Genomic DNA, 15,505 nt, shown 5'->3' with positions numbered 1-15,505 from the left:
CGAGGTTTTCGGGATAACGCAACTTAGCCTATTTTACTATCAGAAAATAGATAGTATGATCGCCAACGTTCAGATTGCACCGACAGGAAAGGACTCTGGAATGGCTGCAAAATCATCGATCACCGACATAGACTCGCAGATCGAGAAGCTGCGCGAGCGCAGACGTGCGATGATCGCCAAGTCCGCCGAGCGCTTTGCGCGGGCCGCGATAAAATCGGGACTGGCGGAAATGGAAATCTTCGACGAGGAGGTCGATCGCCTCGTCGAGGAGATCGCCGCGCGATTTCGGAAAGGGGAGAAAAAGGGGGCCGGCGCAACTGCTCCGGCGCGTCGACCGCCAACTGTCGGCACTGGAACGACGGCGGAGGTTTCTCATGACAGCTGACCGGAAGCACGAAGCGCGCGAGAAATTTCTGCTTGGCGGCATCGTCGTCAGGGCGGGTCTTTCGAAGGCCGACCGGGCATTCCTGCTCGGCGGTTTTCTCGAACTGGCAAGGATCGCCCCGGGCTCATCGGAATATCGGCGCATGCGCGATATCGGCGAGGAGGCGTTCAAGATGCCCACGGTCGATGGCGGATCCCGGCGCATCGCGGAGGCGGCTGAGTAATGAGCCGCCCAGTCAAACAGCATCCGAGCCTGTTGCTCGTTCTGGTGCCGCTCACTGTCACTGCTTTCGCCGCCTATGTGGTCGGCTGGCGGTGGCAGGAACTGGCCACTGGCATGTCAGGCAAGTCGGCCTATTGGTTTCTGCGGGCCGCACCTGTGCCGGCGCTTTTGTTCGGACCGCTCGCGGGGCTATTGAGTGTGTGGGCTTTGCCATTGCACCGGCGAAGGCCGGTGGCGATGGCCAGCCTCATGTGCTTTTTGGCGGTGACCGGCTTCTACGCGCTACGCGAATTCGGCCGGCTCGCCCCGTCCGTAGAGAGCGGCACGGTCACATGGAGCGGGGCGCTCTCCTATCTGGATTTCGTCGCCGTCATCAGCGCGCTCGCGGGCTTCATGGCGGTGGCGGTGGGCGCGCGCATCTCGACCATCGTGCCCGAGCCGGTGACGCGCGCCAAGCGCGGAACCTTCGGGGACGCGGACTGGCTTTCGATGTCTGCTGCGGCAAAACTGTTTCCGCCGGATGGCGAAATCGCCGTCGGTGAGCGCTACCGGGTCGACAAGGAAATTGTCCACCAACTGCCCTTCGATCCGAACGATCCGGCGACCTGGGGACAGGGCGGCAGGGCGCCGTTGCTCACCTACAAACAGGACTTCGATTCCACCCACATGCTGTTTTTTGCCGGGTCGGGTGGATACAAGACCACGAGCAACGTGGTGCCGACGGCGCTGCGCTACAGCGGGCCGCTGATCTGCCTTGATCCCTCGACCGAGGTGGCACCCATGGTGGTCGAGCACCGAACCCGTATCCTTGGGCGCGAGGTCATGGTGCTCGATCCGACAAACCCGATTATGGGCTTCAATGTGCTCGACGGGATCGAGACGTCGAAGCAAAAGGAAGAGGACATCGTTGGCATAGCCCATATGCTGCTGTCGGAGAGCGTGCGCTTCGAAAGCTCGACCGGCTCCTACTTCCAGAACCAGGCCCACAATCTCCTGACCGGTCTGCTTGCCCATGTGATGCTCTCACCGGAATATGAGGGACGGCGGACCTTGCGCAGTCTCCGCCAGATCGTTTCGGAGCCTGAGCCCTCGGTGCTCGCCATGCTCCGCGACATTCAGGAGCATTCCGCCTCGGTCTTCATACGGGAAACGCTTGGCGTCTTCACCAACATGACCGAGCAGACCTTCAGCGGCGTCTATTCGACGGCATCGAAGGATACGCAGTGGCTGTCGCTCGACAGCTATGCGGCACTCGTCTGCGGCAATGCGTTCAAATCGAGTGACATCGTCTCGGGCAGGAAGGATGTCTTCCTCAACATCCCGGCATCGATCCTGCGCTCCTATCCGGGCATCGGCCGGGTGATCATCGGTTCGCTGATCAACGCCATGATGCAGGCTGACGGCGCATTCCTGCGCCGGTCGCTGTTCATGCTCGATGAGGTCGATCTCCTCGGCTACATGCGGGTGCTGGAGGAGACGCGCGACCGCGGCCGCAAATACGGCATCTCCATGATGCTGATGTACCAGTCGGTCGGGCAACTGGAGCGGCATTTCGGGAAGGATGGCGCGACGTCGTGGATCGATGGTTGCGCCTTCGCCTCCTATGCCGCCATCAAGGCGCTCGACACGGCGCGCAACGTCTCGGCGCAATGCGGCGAGATGACGGTCGAGGTGAAGGGCAGTTCCCGCAACATCGGCTGGGACACGAAGAGCAATGCATCGCGGAAATCCGAGACCGTCAACTTCCAGCGCCGGCCGCTGATCATGCCGCACGAAATCACCCAGTCGATGCGCAAGGACGAGCAGATCATCATCGTCCAGGGCCATAGCCCCATCCGATGCGGCCGGGCGATCTACTTCCGGCGGAAGGACATGAAGGAGGAGGCGAAGGCCAACCGCTTCGTCAAGGCGATCCCGTGAGGGGTCGCAAGTGTCGTCCCCGGAAAAGTCCCTATCGATCAGAACGGCGATAGCGGGCGAACGGATCCGTTGCGCCGGGTGGCGTGAACCAGTCGAGGAAGATCGTATAACCGATCGCAAAGGCAACGAGCCCGAGCGCCATCAGACCGAAGGCCCAGAAGGGCATGCCGTTGGCTGCGTCGGGATGGGCGTAGACGACGATTGACATTGGCACCATGACGATCGCTGTCAGCATCATGAAGCCGGTGAACGGACGGAACATGCAGAGGATGAAGAAGGCAAGATACCACGCGCTGTAAACCGCCGCCCTGACGACGCCGAAGGCGATGACGAAAGGAAGCCGGACGATGAACCGGAGCGCACGGGAAGCGCGGCTTCGGCTCGGCACGCCGGTTTCGTGTTCAGCACCTTGAGGCTCTGTCGACATGACCGGCTCCCCGCGGCAAGAAACTATCAGTTTCCTGAGAGTCTAGCTGCGAGGCCGGATCGACGCAAGAACATCCATCCACATAACGAGCAGATGCAAGGATCCTTCTCACAATGCTGCCGGCGGTAAATCGGGCCGCAGCCTCCCGCGAGAGGGGGCGTGACCGGAGGCGGAGACCGTTTGCGGGCTCCGTGAGCGAAGCGAATAGCACCCGGCCGGCCATCGGCCGGCTCGCTAAATCCACATTTCTCAGCTTCGACGATCGATCACGAAAATGAATCAGAGGGGGCCGACCGATTCACAAGTGTCGTTGGACGCAAAAGCCCGAACGAGCGATTCTTCCGCCATGCTCAGTCAGCCCTATCAGCTCTATATCGAACGCACGGACGCGACGAGAAATATGGCGCGCTTCTACGCGCTCGCGATCGAACCGACGCTGTTCGGCACGCCCTGCCTGACGCGGCGATGGGGACGCATCGGGACAGCCGGACAGGCCATGGTGCATCACTTCGACAGGGAGGAGGATGCCGTCCGCATGTTCCTCGAACTGCTGCGGTCGAAACGGGCGCGCGGCTATAGACCGAACGCAAATGTCCGACGTAACCTCATGGCCTGAAGGCTGCCGGCCGGTGAGCGTTCCTGACCCCTGCCGGTGATCATGGTACGAAGCGGAGCTTCGGGCCGGCGCGCCGGTCGATCCGGCGTGTCGGCCCAGGCGAGACGGCAAAGGCCGTCCCTCAGAAGGGCGGCGCGGCGTCGATGGTGCCCACCTGTTCGGCGATCGCTACCGCCAGTTCGGCATGAGCGATCTCCAGCTCCGCTTCGATCTGGCGGCGTTCGGCCGGATCGGCATTGGCCAGTTCGGCGCGCAGTTGTTCAACCTGAATTTCGAGTGCAATCGTCATCGTCGTCATCTCCTGAATGATGTGAAAGATGACGCCCGGGGTCGTGAGGATCGGGCCGGGTCAAGGATCGCGCCAGCGACCGGCGGAGCCGGCGAGCGGAGGAACCGATTTTCTGACGGCGCCCTTCAGGGCGGCGGCTGAAAATTGGCGGGGCCGCGAAGTCCTTGAGGCGGCACGAGCCTCGCGGCAGACTCGGGTATCTGAGCAGATAGTCCTTGGTCTCGTGGGGCACGACGGGAGGAGCGAAAGCGGGCTCGATGCCCGCTTTCGCTCCCGATGCTCCCCGCAACGATCAGCTCGAAAACGGCGAAGCCGGCCCCGATCGCTCGGGGCCGCTCGCTTGCCGCTCAGTTCGGATTGTTCCAGAGGATCACCTTCTTGCTCGGATCGCCGCCGGGTGCCGGTGCGAGATTGCCGAAGATCACGCCGATCTCGGGGGCCTCCAGCTTGACCGAGAGGTATTCCTCGCCGGTCTGGCGGGCGATGCGGTTCCAACCCGCACCGATCTCGAAGCCGGTCTTGCGGTGGATAACGCGGTAGTCGGGGGCTTCTTCGCTCGACTTGCTTGCGTTCGGGACGATTGCGATCGGGGCGTTGACCCGGATGGTGGCGAAGACGCCTTCGAGGATGCCATCGGTCTTCTGCGTCAGGGTTGCGATCGTGGTGGCCATGGTTCTGTTTCCTTCGGTTGCTCGGGACCATTCCCGATGGCGCACGAAGAGACGGCCGACCTGCTGCGGTCAGCTCGTCCGAAATTTTTGCAAAATTCTATTTTCCGCCACGACAAAAGAACCGAAATCGAATTTTGCAAAAATTTCGGGCGAGTCTTACCCCTTCAGGGGTTGGCCGCCAGAGCAGGCGGTCGTCTATACGAGCGACATAAAACGGGAATGGTTCGGGGCAACTGAAGGCCGCGAAACCATCCTGGCCGCCCGGTCCAGCGCTGCGGGATATCGGCCGCGCACTCCTGAACGCTTCGCCGCCATGCCGGTCAGCGCCGTGCTTCTCGCTCGTGTCCCGCCGGCGCGCAAGCGATGAAACATCATCCGCTGCCCGTATCATCCGTCGTCGGCTGTGAAATCGATGCGGCAATCGTCTTGCCGCCTGCAGACCCTGCGGCAATACCAGACGCAATGGCTGACCGCCGGCGTCGGGACGCGCGACCTTTGGCCCATCCGCCCGCCACCAGTCGGCCATCCGAGCCGTCGGTGTTCAACAGCAAACCCGCCCTCGGCACGCGGGCGGCTTCGAGCAATCGGGGCCGGCTTCGTCGGCGCTTTGGCTCACCAGAATGGCACGGCTGTCTCCGCGCAAGGATCGTCACGCCTTCAGGCGCGAAGCCTGCACCCCGGGCTTCGTTGAGTCGGACCGCCGGCGGAATAGGCCTGGTCCGGCGGACCCACCGGATGCGATCAGGTGTCCTGCCCTTCTTGAACTGAGGGCCGAAAGGCCGTATATACACCTAGGTAGATACAGAACGGAGGCGACCATGCCCCATCTTGCACGGGTATTCCAGTCCGGAAACTCGCAGGCCGTCCGCCTGCCGAAAGAATTCCGCTTCAACGTCGAGCGCGTGGAGATCACGCAGGAGGGCGATGCTCTCATTCTCCGACCGCATGTCGAGGCGGGCGAACCGTGGTCGTCGCTGAAGGCAGCGCTGGCTCGCGGCATGAGTGAAGACTTCATGGAGAGCGGGCGCGAGCAGCCGGAACAACAGGATCGGCCGGAGCTTGACGCGGTATTTCAGTGATCTCGCATCTTCTCGACACCAACGCCGTCATTGCCCTCATCGGCCGCAAATCGGATGAATTGATCAGCCGCGTACTCCATAGCCCTCACGGCAGTATCGGCCTGCCGTCGATCGTCGCGTATGAACTCTATTTTGGAGCGCAGAAGAGCGCGAAGGTCCAACACAACCTCGAAACCTTGCGTTTGTTGATGGCGGATTTTCCGATCCTCGACTTTGACCAGAACGATGCCTTTGTCGCGGGCGAAATCCGGGCGGCCCTTGCCGCGAAGGGGACGCCCATCGGCCCCTATGACGTCCTGATCGCAGGACAGGCGAAAGCCCGCGGACTGATACTCGTCACCAACAATGTCGGCGAGTTCAACAGGGTTGAGAACCTGCGTGTGGAAGACTGGTCGCTTTGAGCCCTGGCTGATTGGGGGCCGCACAGGAGTAATCCGCGACATCGTCATCGATCGTCAAGGTTGAGTGCTAACGGCGCAGTGGTGTGGGACACCGGGCCGTGGCGTTGCTTTATGCTGTCTTCGGTTCGCTGCGCTTCGGCTTTGGCTGATACAGCCGACGCTTCACGTTAGCGCGCAGTGCGTTGCGCACATCCTTGTCCACGACCGCGAGATCGAACCATTCGGGATCGAAATGCCCACCACACCAACGTTTGGTATCTCCGTGTTCGGGGTCCTCTTTGTCCGACATGATTTCCAGAAAGCGCTCATAGCCGGGCACACCGCCCACATCTTCGGGCGGCCGGGCACGCGCTCCATCAATGCAGGTCCCGTACTTGGGCGTGACATCGAGGGCCTTGAACTCCTCGATTATCACAGAATGGTGCCAGCTATCCCCGAAGTCGTAAAGGTAGCTAAAAGTGGCTCCGTACTCGAAGTCGCGAAGGCGAACCTCACGAAAATCGAAGACACGAGGATCGTCGTCGGAGGCATCCTCGGTCAACAGCTCCACGCCGCCGTAGCGCAAGCCGCCGATCCGGAATTCATGAAGGTGATAGTTCCACCAGTTGAAGGCGGCCTGAACGGCAAGATGCAGTTGCTCAAGCGTCCAGTGCGATGGCAATACCAGCCGGCGCCAGACCTCCGGCTCGATCTCGTCGAGTGAAACATGAATCTGTACTGTGTTGATGGCTTTGAACATGCCGCAAGTGTGAACAGCATGGATCGGGGAAGGTCAAGCGAAGCCGGCCTCCATAGTCGGGAGAACGCCATACGGTAGAACCCGCATGGCGTCATGACACAGTCTGTCACGCGCCCTCCCCTGCCGCCTGCCAGACCGGAATACCGAGCCGGCGGGCTTTGTCTGCGAGATTGCCGGTGATGCCTGAGCCGGGAAAAAGGATGACGCCGGCCGGCATGACCGAAAGCATGTCGTCGTTGCGGCGGAAGGGTGCTGCCTTGGCGTGCTTCGTCCAGTTCGGTTTGAAGGCGATCTGCGTCACCTTGCGCGCCTCGGCCCAGCAGGCGGCGATGCGTTCTGCTCCCTTTGGCGAGCCGCCGTGCAGCAGGACCATGTCGGGATGTTTGGCGAAAGCCTGATCGAGTTTCGTCCAGATCCGTTCATGGTCGTTGTAGTCGATGCCGCCGCCAAAGGCGATCTTGGTCCCTGCCGGGATCAGCACCTCGGTTTCGGCGCGGCGGCGGGCGGACAGGAAGTCTCTCGAGTCGATCATCGCCGCGGTCATGTTGGCGTGGCTGACCTTGGAGCCCGTCCGCGGCCGCCATGCCGATCCGGTCTGGGCTTCAAACATGTCGGCCGCATGGTCGCGCATGAACTCGAAGGCGTTGCGGCGCTCAAGAAGCGTGATGCCTTCGGCGACAAGGCGCTCCAGCTCGACGCTCTTCACCTCCGAGCCGTCCTGCTCACGCTGGCCATTGCGCTGCCCATCCTCGTTGCGCTGCAGTTCCCGCTGGATGCGCTCGCCGGCACGATGGAAGAGGTTGACCGTCGACCAGAGCAGATCTTCGAGATCAGGCTCCAGCCGCGTGTCGCCGAGCATTTCGAACAGAGCGTCGAACATCGCGGTCAGCGCCGACTGGACGACCGGCTCCTCGGGCAGTGGCCGCGGGTCTGGTTCGTCCTGGAAGGGGCGATGGCCGTAGATCTGCATCTCGTAGATGAAGCGGTCGGTCGGGGAAGAGGCGTGGTGGGGCTCGAAGGCGTCGTCGATGGGAAGGACAAGGTTCATGATGGTCTCCGTCGGTTTGGGCCGCGCCTCTCGCGGCCTGACGGCGATCCCTGTCCATGCGGCGGCGGGCCGGAACCGCGAGCCTAGCGAAGCTGCCCAGCGCAGCGCCGGGCGGCGGAAGGAAGGTTTCTTACCCGCGAGGAATGACGGACCGCTCCGCGGTTCGGCAGGGGAAGAAACCTGACTGACCCGCTGAAGGCCCGACCGCCGTGTGGTAAGGGTCGCCTCTCGGCAGGCCCGCAGGCGCGCCACCCGAACGGCGAGCGGCCGGAGACCAGCCTTTCCCGCTACGCCGCGCCCCTCGCCTTCCCCAGCCTGCCCGATCATGCGGGCAGGAAGGCCAGAACATCTTCCGGCGCGAGCTGGGCCCTGAGATGCACGATGAGCCGCTGCGGCCCGCGCCGGCGCAGGTCCTCGTTGAAGTCGCCAAGTTCGGGGGAAAGCACGAGCGGCAGGATCCCAAGCGCCTGCGCGCGGCGGCTCAATCCCCCGATGCCGTGCCGGCCGGCGGCATCCGCGTCAGCAGCGATGTAGAGGCGCTGGCAACCATCGGGCAGCCGGAAAGCGGCAAGGTGATTAGCGGTCAGTGCTGAGACCATCGGCATGCCGGGCATCACATGCGCGAGCGACAAGATGCTTTCCAGCCCTTCGCCTGCGGCCATGACCGGTACGGGGCCATGGAGGGGAAAACGGAAGCGCACGGCGTTTCCGAGCAGCCCACCGAGCGCGCGGCGGGGATCGTCAATCTTCGCCTTGCCATCGCCCGCCGGGTCGAGCCAGGTGCGATGGACGCCGGTGATGACGCCAGAGCAGTCGGTCACTGCCGCGATCAAGGCCGGACAGCTGTTCGTCCGGCCAATCGCGAGATCCCGATAGTAGCAGGACGGGTGGAAGCGGAGCGCAGGATGCCAAGAGGCGCGAAGGATGCCGCGCTGGCGCAGATAGCTATCGGCGAGCGTACCGAGGAGCGGCTCGGTCATCCGGAACAGGCGTCGGGCGCGCTCGGCTGCCGGTCTATCGACCGGCGGATCGGTTTGGGCGTCGTCCCTGCGGGACGACACCGGGATGGACTGCGGTTCGTTCAGGAAACGGCGCGCCTCGTCCGCCACATCACGGAAGTCCACCAACCCGCAGGTCTCTCGAACGAGGTCGAGCAGGTCGCCATATTGAGAGGTTGCTGCATCCGTCCACCGCCCGGCACGCGGGCCGGAGAGATGGACATAGAGCGACTTGCCCTTACTGTTGGCGACGTCGCCAACGATCCAGTAATTGCCGGCCCGGCGGCCGGCAGAGAGGTAGTGACGGCAAACCGCCTCGGCGTCGCGCGCCAGACGATCCGCCAGCTGTGAAGCAGACAACATGACGGTCAGCTCCGGCCGGCGACATCGACGACGCGATGTCGTTCGAGGAGGCGTGACAGGACCGCCTGTCCGTCATCCGAGGCCGGGATGAAGAACCGGACCTTCCAGGCGATCATCTCGGAAAACAGCCCCATGGACCTGAGCCTGTCGCGCATCCCGTCGGTGAAGCCATTGAGTTCGACACGATAGTCGTTCATCACCCGAACCCGTCGCAATGTCATATTGCCGGCAAGGGCGACCACCGAGGCGCCGCCGAGCAGCGATTCCCAGATTTGGGCGGCGCTGATAACCTCCGTCTGATCGAGCCCGAAATTCCGGCACAGCCGGGCGAGACCCTCCGAAGAGATCAGACGGCCGACAATCCTCTCTCCCTCGCCGGTCTCCAGCCGATAGACCCGGCAAAAATCCTGCGGCAGCAATTTCCAGATTGGCAGCAGGAGGCCGGAGACGACATGCATGGTCGAGATCGAAAACTCCGGAAGATTGGCGACTTCGGCATCCCATGCGGCGGAGAAGGTTTGCTCGTCCGCTTCCTCCCAGTTGGTTTCGTCGAGCTGGCGAACCTCGAAACGGATTTCGTCCATCGGACGGATGAGCGCGACGCGGGGCTGGACCGAGCCGTCGTCGAGCATGACCGAACGGGTCGGGACCTGCACGGCCGGGCGGCCGGACTTGCCGTTCACCATCAGCCTGGCACGTGCGTCACGCGCCACAAGGCTAAGGGCGTCGGCAAGCAACATCGGCTGGTTGCGATCCATGCGCTCGATCGTCAAGAGATGCGTCTCAGCGCCTGTGACCGGATGGGTATAGACGAGTTGCCTGGCCTTCACCGTCATACGGTCCGCTGTCAGCGTCTCCAGGCCCTTGTCGTAGACTCCGGCGGCGATCGCGCCCTCGATCCGGGCAGACAGGAACTGTTCGAAGGCATCGAATAACAGGTTCTGCATGGCAACCGTCAGCGCCAGCATGCGGTTGAGGAAGGTGTGGATCGGCGGCAACTCATCCTTGAGGCCACCTTCCTCGGCGGTCAACGAAAGCCCGGTGATCGCCTCGAATTTCTCCAGCGAGCAACCGGGGACGCCACCGCGGTGGATGAGCTTGTAGAACTGCCTGAGCGCATCGCGGGCGTACTGGGATTCCAGATTGTCCTCGCTCCTGAACATGCCCTGTCCACCGGTCTGGCGCTGACCCCTGGTGATCGCACCGAGCGTGTCGAGACGCCGGGCGATGGTCGACAGGAAACGCCGTTCCGCCTTGACGTTGGTGGCGATCATCCGGAAGCGCGGAGGCTGCGCCTGGTTGGTGCGATGGCTGCGGCCGAGGCCCTGGATCGCCACGTCGGCCCGCCAGCCGGCCTCGAGAAGATTGTGCAGGCGGGGGCGTTGGTTCTTCGCGCCGAGATCGGCATGGTAGGACCGTCCCGTGCCGCCAGCTTCGGAGAAGATCAGGATCGGCTTTTCGTCGTCCATGAAGGCGCGTGTCTCGTCGAGATTGGCGCTGCCCGGCCGGCTCTCGACGGCGAAGCGGGCGATCGTGCCGCCATCGTCGCTGCGAACGATGCGACGCGTGCGCCCGGTGATCTCAGCGACTTGTCTACTGCCGAAATGCTGAACGATCTGGTCGAGCGCGGTCGGGATCGCCGGCAGACTGCCGAGCCGTTCAAGCAACGCATCCCGGCGGGCGACGGCTTCCCGGCACAGAACAGGGTTGCCGTCGGCGTCATAGACGGGCCGCGAGAGGAGATTGCCTTCGGCGTCGGAATATTCCTCGAAGAGCTGGGTCGGGAAGGAATGGTTGAGATATTCCGCGACGATCTCGCGTGGCGTGATGTCGACCTGAATATCGCCCCACTCCTCGGTCGGGATTTCCGCGAGCCGGCGTTCGGTGAGTGATTGGCCAGTGGAGATGATCTGGACGATCGCCGCATGGCCCTCCTCCAGATCCTTGGTCGTTGCGCTGATCAAGGCTGGCGTTTTCATCGAGGTCAACAGATGATTGAAGAAGCGCTGTTTCGAGCTCTCGAAGGCGGACCGGGCGGCGGCTTTGGCATTTTTGTTACGCGTGGTGCTGTTGCTGACGATGCCGGAGGCTTCGAGCGCCTCATTGAGATTGTTGTGAATGACCTGGAAGGCCTCGGCATAGGAATCGTAAATGCGAACCTGTTCCTCGGTCAGCTCGTGCTCGAGGATGTCGTACTCCACGCCCTCGAAGGACAGGGACCGGGAAGTGTAGAGCCCCATCGCCTTGAGATCGCGCGCCAGCACTTCCATGGTCGCCACTCCGCCGTCTTCGATCGCCGCGATGAACTCCGATCGGGTCGAAAAGGGAAAGTCGGCGCCGCCCCAAAGGCCAAGGCGTTCGGCATAGGCGAGCGACTCCACTTCAGACGCGCCGGTTGCGGAGACATAGACGACGCGGGCGTCGGGCAGAGCGCGCTGCAGCCGCAGACCGGCGCGGCCCTGTTGCGAGGCGGCCTTTTCGCCACGCTCCGACTTGCCGCCGGCTGCGTTGGCCATGGCATGACCCTCGTCGAAGATGATGACGCCATCAAAGTCATCTCCAAGCCAATCGACGATCTGCTGGACGCGCGACCGCTTGCCTTCGCGCTCGTCGGTGCGCAACGTCGCGAAGGTGACGAAGAGGATCCCCTCGTCGAGCTTGATCGGCTTGCCCTGCCGGAAGCGCGACAGAGGCGTGACAAGCAGTTTTTCCTGCCCGAGCGCGTTCCAGTCGCGCTGCGCGTCCTCGATCAGGGTCTCGGATTTCGAGATCCACAGGTGGCGCCGGCGGCCCTGGAGCCAGTTGTCCAAGATGATACCGGCGGCCTGACGGCCCTTGCCCGCACCCGTGCCGTCACCGAGAAACCAGCCGCGGCGAAAGCGGACAGCGCCTTCGTTTTCAGGCGCGACGGCCTTGAGATTGTCGAAGGTGGCATCAACGGACCAATGGCCAGCGAGATAGCCGGAATGAGCCTCCCCGGCATAGATCACGCTTTCGAGCTGGGCGTCGGACAGATCGCCGCCGGTGATGATGCGCTTCGGCAGCTGCGGCCGATAGCTCGGCTTCGGCGGCGCGACCGATGCCATGGCGACGGATTCGACCAGCTTGTCCGGATGGGGCTTTGCATCCGGGATATGGATCGCCAGCAAGCGATAGGGCTCGTAAATGCCGTCGGCGACGTCGACGCGGACGTTCGGCGCCGCGTCACGCAGTTCATAGTCGAGCGCAACAACCTCGTCGTCGATATGGACCGCCGGCAGAGATACGGGTCGCTCAGCACGGATAGCGGGCGATGTCCGGCTTGCCGGGGCGATCACCGCCGCGGGACGCAACGTGTCGGCGGCCTTGCGTGCGGCCATCTTCGCCGCGCAGGCCCGCAGGATGCCGTTGGAAAGTGCGCCGATCGAGTTCGGCGCGGTCGAGGACGAGCGGGGCGGAAGACCGGCGATCCATGAAAGCAACGTTTCCGTATCGGGAGCGACGCCATGCGAGGCGATGAGGCTCGTGGGATCGGCGGCGGCAATCTTGTCGATCACCGTCAGGCGGGTTTCCATCGTCGTGCCGTGCCGGGCATAGACAGAACCATCGATCGCGGCGCTGAACAGAACCGTTCCGCGGTCCTGCAGACGGACGAAGGCGTCACGCCATTTAGGATTGTCGGGAGACAGGCTGGAGCCGGTGATCGCCACGAGCCGGCCGCCGGGGGCAAGCCGCGCGAAGGCGGAAGCGAGATGACGCCATGCGGCGTCGACTATCCGGCCTTCGACATGAACACCGGCGGAAAACGGCGGGTTCATCAAGACGACCGTCGGGCGAACCGAACGGTCGAGATAATCATCGATGTGGGCGGCGTCGTGCTGCGATACCGCCGAGCCTAAGAAAAGTTGCTCCAGGAGCGAGTGGCGGACTGCGGCGTATTCGTTAACGGACAGACGCGCGCGGGCAAGTTCGGCGAAGATCGCCATCAGGCCGGTTCCGGCCGACGGTTCGAGCACGGCATCGTCCGCCATGATGCCTGCTGCGCGAGCCGCGATATAGCCAAGCGGCAGCGGCGTGGAAAACTGCTGGAGCTGCTGGCTCTCCTCCGAACGCCGTGTGTGGGTCGGGATCAGGCCCACGACCCTGTTCAACATCGTCAGCGCCGCCTGAGGCGCGTTCGCGCGGGCGGAAATCGCAGCGCCGAACTTGCGCAGGAACAGGACCTGCGCGACCTCGGTCGCCTCATAGGCATCCTTCCATGCCCAGAAGCCTTCGGCGTCCGAGCCGCCGAAGACATTGGTGAGGATAGCGCGAAGATCGGCTGCGCCGATGGACTGGCCCCGTTCGAGAAACGGCAAAAGCTGATGACCGGCAAGGAGAATGTTGCCAGCGCGGCCGGTGCGATCGGCGGAAGCAAGCGAGGTGGCGGCCGCGCTCGCAGCGTGAGAAGAGATGACGTTCATGGCAAACCCTGCCGAGAGCGGGAAAGGACCGGCCCGCCCCGGACGCTCTCCAAACCCCGGCAGGCCAACCCTTTCCGGCCCCTCTCTCCCTCCGCGGCGACCAGGCGGCCAACGCCCGGCCTCAACCGGGTGCGAGCTTCAGGTTGCCGAAGGCTGCGGCGCCGGCGACCGAAAGCTCATGGAGGACGGCCTGGCCACCAGCGGCAATCCAGTCTGCGGCCTCCTCCGCGCTAAGCTGGTGGACGTAGACGAAATGGCGTTCGGCGGTCGCGCGCTGTCGTTCGAAGGCTTCCGGGTCCTCGTAGGCGTAGAGCGTGTCGCCCGGGCCGTCCCAATAGACGACGGCGAAGCGGACGGGCCGGACAACCTCCGAACGGAAGTTGAGAAAGACCGGAGCGGCGGCCGAGCGCGAGCGGTCGATTGCAGGCATGGTCATGATGCTCTCCTGAAAATGCGGAAGGCCCGGTACTCCTGTCGGAGCACCGGGCCTGGTTGGGGAAGATGACGGCGGGATCAGAGCGTCGAACTGGGCGTCTGGGGTGGCCGCCGGAGGGGCCGCTGCACCGGCCATGTGCTCGCCCCTGACGGCCTGACGCGGATGGTTGGCACTTGAAAGGAGGCGGCCAAAGCCTTTACTATCTGTTTTTTGATAGCAAAGGAGGTAAGCTGTGAACGTTCAGCCGGCGCAAGGGAGGGCAGAAGTGCGAAACTTCACGATCGGCGATCAAACGCTGGCCGAATCCTCGCCGGAGTTTCGGGCACTGCTTCCACACGCTTATGAGCAAAGGCTTCGCCCGATGTGTTTGTGCAAGGAACCGCCGGTTCCGATGTACATCGCGCGACTGGAAGATCAGTATCTCATCAAGCGCATGCCGCTCTCGGGTCGCGACCACGATCCTGCGTGCTCCTCTTATGAGCCGCCTTACGAGCTTTCCGGCCTCGGCCCGCTGATCGGCAATGCGATCCAGATCGATGCCAGCGGCAAGGCAGAGCTGAAGCTGGATTTTTCCCTGACAAAGCGCGGGCCACGATCGGCGCCGGGCGCACCGGCTGAAGCAGCCGAGCCGGCCGTCCGCAGCGAGCCCAAAAAGTTGTCGCTGAGGGCGATGCTGCATTATCTCTGGGAGGCCGGCGAACTGACGGAATGGCGCTCGACATGGGCGGGCCGGCGTGGCTGGGGCCGGGTGCGCACGAGCCTCATCAATGCCGCCTTGCAGATGACCGCAAGGGGTGGCCCGTTGAGCGACATGCTCTTCATTCCCGAGGTGTTTCATTCCGAGGACAAGGACGGGATCGCCGCCCGGCGCGCCACCGCGCTCAAGAACATACAGGCGACAGGATCGGGACCGCGCAAGCTCATGATGATCGTGGCCGAGGTGAAGGAGTTCTCCGCCGCCCGCGAGGGGCACAGGATCGTCGTGCGGCATATGCCCTTCCCGCTGATGGTCGAGGACGGCGCATGGAGGCGGCTTGCAGCGCGCTATGAGATTGAATTGGAGCTGTGGCGCTCGAGCGAGACCTTCCATCTGATCGTCATCGCCACGTTCGGCATCTCGGCCGCCGGTATCGCGTCGGTCGAAGAGGTCGCCCTCATGGTGGTCAACGAGCACTGGCTGCCATTCGAGGACATTCACGAGTTGCGGCTTTTGGAGAAGCTGAGCCACCTGAAACGAAAGAGCGTAAAGGGGCTGCGTTTCAACCTACGCCGCGATGCGCCCATCGTGTCGGTCACATTGCCGGAACAAAAACCCGCACCCGTCGCGATGTTCATCGTGCCGGCAAGCGCCGGAGACGACTACGAGCACGCACTTGCGGATATGATCGCGGCGAGACCGGAGATCGCATCCTGGATCTGGCGGGTGGCCGAGGGCGAAATGCCGCGACTTCCTTGATATGGGAGCATGG

Annotated in this window: 15 protein-coding genes; 7 read left to right on the top strand and 8 right to left on the bottom strand. The window is 63.4% G+C overall.

Going from position 1 to position 15,505, the window contains the following annotated elements; all coding sequences use genetic code 11:
• Window positions 1–100 precede the first annotated feature (100 nt).
• Genes BC363_RS17140 through traG form a run of 3 tightly spaced genes read left to right on the top strand, consistent with a single transcriptional unit; the run spans window position 101 to window position 2,527 of the window.
• Window positions 101–385 carry a TraC family protein gene (locus BC363_RS17140; RefSeq protein ID WP_065783760.1) on the top strand — a complete coding sequence of 95 codons (285 nt, stop codon included), beginning with the start codon at window positions 101–103 and terminating at the stop codon, window positions 383–385.
• Window positions 375–608, top strand: a complete 234-nt coding sequence (locus tag BC363_RS17135) for a conjugal transfer protein TraD (protein WP_065783758.1) — start codon at window positions 375–377, stop codon at window positions 606–608. The genes BC363_RS17140 and BC363_RS17135 overlap by 11 nt, the downstream gene beginning before the upstream one ends.
• The gene (gene traG / locus BC363_RS17130) at window positions 608–2,527 is read left to right on the top strand and encodes a Ti-type conjugative transfer system protein TraG (RefSeq protein WP_065783755.1); all 1,920 of its coding nucleotides are present in this window, start codon (window positions 608–610) and stop codon (window positions 2,525–2,527) included. Before BC363_RS17135 ends, traG begins: the two co-directional genes overlap by 1 nt.
• A 31-nt stretch (window positions 2,528–2,558) precedes the next feature.
• Here traG and BC363_RS35980 read toward each other — a convergent pair whose 3' ends face one another.
• Window positions 2,559–2,954 (bottom strand): hypothetical protein, encoded by a 396-nt coding sequence (locus tag BC363_RS35980; RefSeq protein WP_244519899.1) that lies wholly within the window; start codon window positions 2,952–2,954, stop codon window positions 2,559–2,561.
• Between the two features lie 346 nt (window positions 2,955–3,300).
• Between BC363_RS35980 and BC363_RS17120 the strand changes: the two genes are divergently transcribed.
• The gene (locus tag BC363_RS17120) at window positions 3,301–3,570 is read left to right on the top strand and encodes a WGR domain-containing protein (RefSeq protein ID WP_065783750.1); all 270 of its coding nucleotides are present in this window, start codon (window positions 3,301–3,303) and stop codon (window positions 3,568–3,570) included.
• Between the two features lie 121 nt (window positions 3,571–3,691).
• Here BC363_RS17120 and BC363_RS35490 read toward each other — a convergent pair whose 3' ends face one another.
• Together BC363_RS35490 and BC363_RS17115 are read right to left on the bottom strand one after the other, a co-directional pair.
• Complete coding sequence (locus BC363_RS35490) at window positions 3,692–3,859, bottom strand: hypothetical protein (protein WP_202618579.1); 168 nt, start codon at window positions 3,857–3,859, stop codon at window positions 3,692–3,694.
• A gap of 347 nt (window positions 3,860–4,206) precedes the next feature.
• On the bottom strand, window positions 4,207–4,530 hold the full coding sequence (locus tag BC363_RS17115) for a DUF736 family protein (protein ID WP_014857684.1): 324 nt from the start codon (window positions 4,528–4,530) through the stop codon (window positions 4,207–4,209).
• 818 nt (window positions 4,531–5,348) lie between these two features.
• Here BC363_RS17115 and BC363_RS17110 point away from each other — a divergent pair.
• Both BC363_RS17110 and BC363_RS17105 read left to right on the top strand, forming a co-directional pair.
• On the top strand, window positions 5,349–5,609 hold the full coding sequence (locus BC363_RS17110) for an AbrB/MazE/SpoVT family DNA-binding domain-containing protein (RefSeq protein ID WP_014763670.1): 261 nt from the start codon (window positions 5,349–5,351) through the stop codon (window positions 5,607–5,609).
• Complete coding sequence (locus tag BC363_RS17105) at window positions 5,606–6,010, top strand: type II toxin-antitoxin system VapC family toxin (RefSeq protein WP_065783741.1); 405 nt, start codon at window positions 5,606–5,608, stop codon at window positions 6,008–6,010. Before BC363_RS17110 ends, BC363_RS17105 begins: the two co-directional genes overlap by 4 nt.
• Before the next feature lie 109 nt (window positions 6,011–6,119).
• Here BC363_RS17105 and BC363_RS17100 read toward each other — a convergent pair whose 3' ends face one another.
• The 5 genes from BC363_RS17100 to BC363_RS17075 all read right to left on the bottom strand — a co-directional run bounded on the left by BC363_RS17100 (window position 6,120) and on the right by BC363_RS17075 (window position 14,036).
• The gene (locus BC363_RS17100) at window positions 6,120–6,749 is read right to left on the bottom strand and encodes a plasmid pRiA4b ORF-3 family protein (RefSeq protein ID WP_065783739.1); all 630 of its coding nucleotides are present in this window, start codon (window positions 6,747–6,749) and stop codon (window positions 6,120–6,122) included.
• 106 nt (window positions 6,750–6,855) lie between these two features.
• Window positions 6,856–7,797: a DUF2493 domain-containing protein gene (locus BC363_RS17095; RefSeq protein ID WP_065783738.1), complete on the bottom strand. Its 942-nt coding sequence runs from the start codon at window positions 7,795–7,797 to the stop codon at window positions 6,856–6,858.
• 323 nt (window positions 7,798–8,120) lie between these two features.
• A complete protein-coding gene (locus BC363_RS17085) occupies window positions 8,121–9,158 on the bottom strand; it encodes a toprim domain-containing protein (RefSeq protein WP_065783736.1) in 1,038 nt (345 codons plus the stop codon).
• 5 nt (window positions 9,159–9,163) lie between these two features.
• The gene (locus tag BC363_RS17080; RefSeq protein WP_065783735.1) at window positions 9,164–13,600 is read right to left on the bottom strand and encodes a strawberry notch family protein; all 4,437 of its coding nucleotides are present in this window, start codon (window positions 13,598–13,600) and stop codon (window positions 9,164–9,166) included.
• Between the two features lie 121 nt (window positions 13,601–13,721).
• Window positions 13,722–14,036 carry a hypothetical protein gene (locus tag BC363_RS17075; RefSeq protein WP_065783734.1) on the bottom strand — a complete coding sequence of 105 codons (315 nt, stop codon included), beginning with the start codon at window positions 14,034–14,036 and terminating at the stop codon, window positions 13,722–13,724.
• Between the two features lie 265 nt (window positions 14,037–14,301).
• Here BC363_RS17075 and BC363_RS17070 point away from each other — a divergent pair, with 265 nt between their 5' ends.
• A complete protein-coding gene (locus BC363_RS17070) occupies window positions 14,302–15,492 on the top strand; it encodes a DUF1173 domain-containing protein (protein ID WP_065783732.1) in 1,191 nt (396 codons plus the stop codon).
• Window positions 15,493–15,505 lie beyond the last annotated feature (13 nt).

Origin of the sequence: Ensifer sp. LC384 (genome assembly GCF_001695865.1) — a bacterium.
Lineage (GTDB): Bacteria > Pseudomonadota > Alphaproteobacteria > Rhizobiales > Rhizobiaceae > Ensifer.
Note: the sequence above shows the minus strand (reverse complement) of the source record. Positions and strands in the feature narration are given on the sequence as shown.

Coding starts and splice junctions, on each gene's coding strand:
- BC363_RS17075 (WP_065783734.1), bottom strand. CDS start 14,036: ATGACCATGCCTGCAATCGACCGCTCGCGCTCGGCCGCCGCTCCGGTC.
- BC363_RS17080 (WP_065783735.1), bottom strand. CDS start 13,600: ATGAACGTCATCTCTTCTCACGCTGCGAGCGCGGCCGCCACCTCGCTT.
- BC363_RS17140 (WP_065783760.1), top strand. CDS start 101: ATGGCTGCAAAATCATCGATCACCGACATAGACTCGCAGATCGAGAAG.
- BC363_RS17085 (WP_065783736.1), bottom strand. CDS start 9,158: ATGTTGTCTGCTTCACAGCTGGCGGATCGTCTGGCGCGCGACGCCGAG.
- traG (WP_065783755.1), top strand. CDS start 608: ATGAGCCGCCCAGTCAAACAGCATCCGAGCCTGTTGCTCGTTCTGGTG.
- BC363_RS17135 (WP_065783758.1), top strand. CDS start 375: ATGACAGCTGACCGGAAGCACGAAGCGCGCGAGAAATTTCTGCTTGGC.
- BC363_RS35490 (WP_202618579.1), bottom strand. CDS start 3,859: ATGACGATTGCACTCGAAATTCAGGTTGAACAACTGCGCGCCGAACTG.
- BC363_RS17110 (WP_014763670.1), top strand. CDS start 5,349: ATGCCCCATCTTGCACGGGTATTCCAGTCCGGAAACTCGCAGGCCGTC.
- BC363_RS17115 (WP_014857684.1), bottom strand. CDS start 4,530: ATGGCCACCACGATCGCAACCCTGACGCAGAAGACCGATGGCATCCTC.
- BC363_RS17100 (WP_065783739.1), bottom strand. CDS start 6,749: ATGTTCAAAGCCATCAACACAGTACAGATTCATGTTTCACTCGACGAG.
- BC363_RS17120 (WP_065783750.1), top strand. CDS start 3,301: ATGCTCAGTCAGCCCTATCAGCTCTATATCGAACGCACGGACGCGACG.
- BC363_RS17095 (WP_065783738.1), bottom strand. CDS start 7,797: ATGAACCTTGTCCTTCCCATCGACGACGCCTTCGAGCCCCACCACGCC.
- BC363_RS35980 (WP_244519899.1), bottom strand. CDS start 2,954: ATGTCGACAGAGCCTCAAGGTGCTGAACACGAAACCGGCGTGCCGAGC.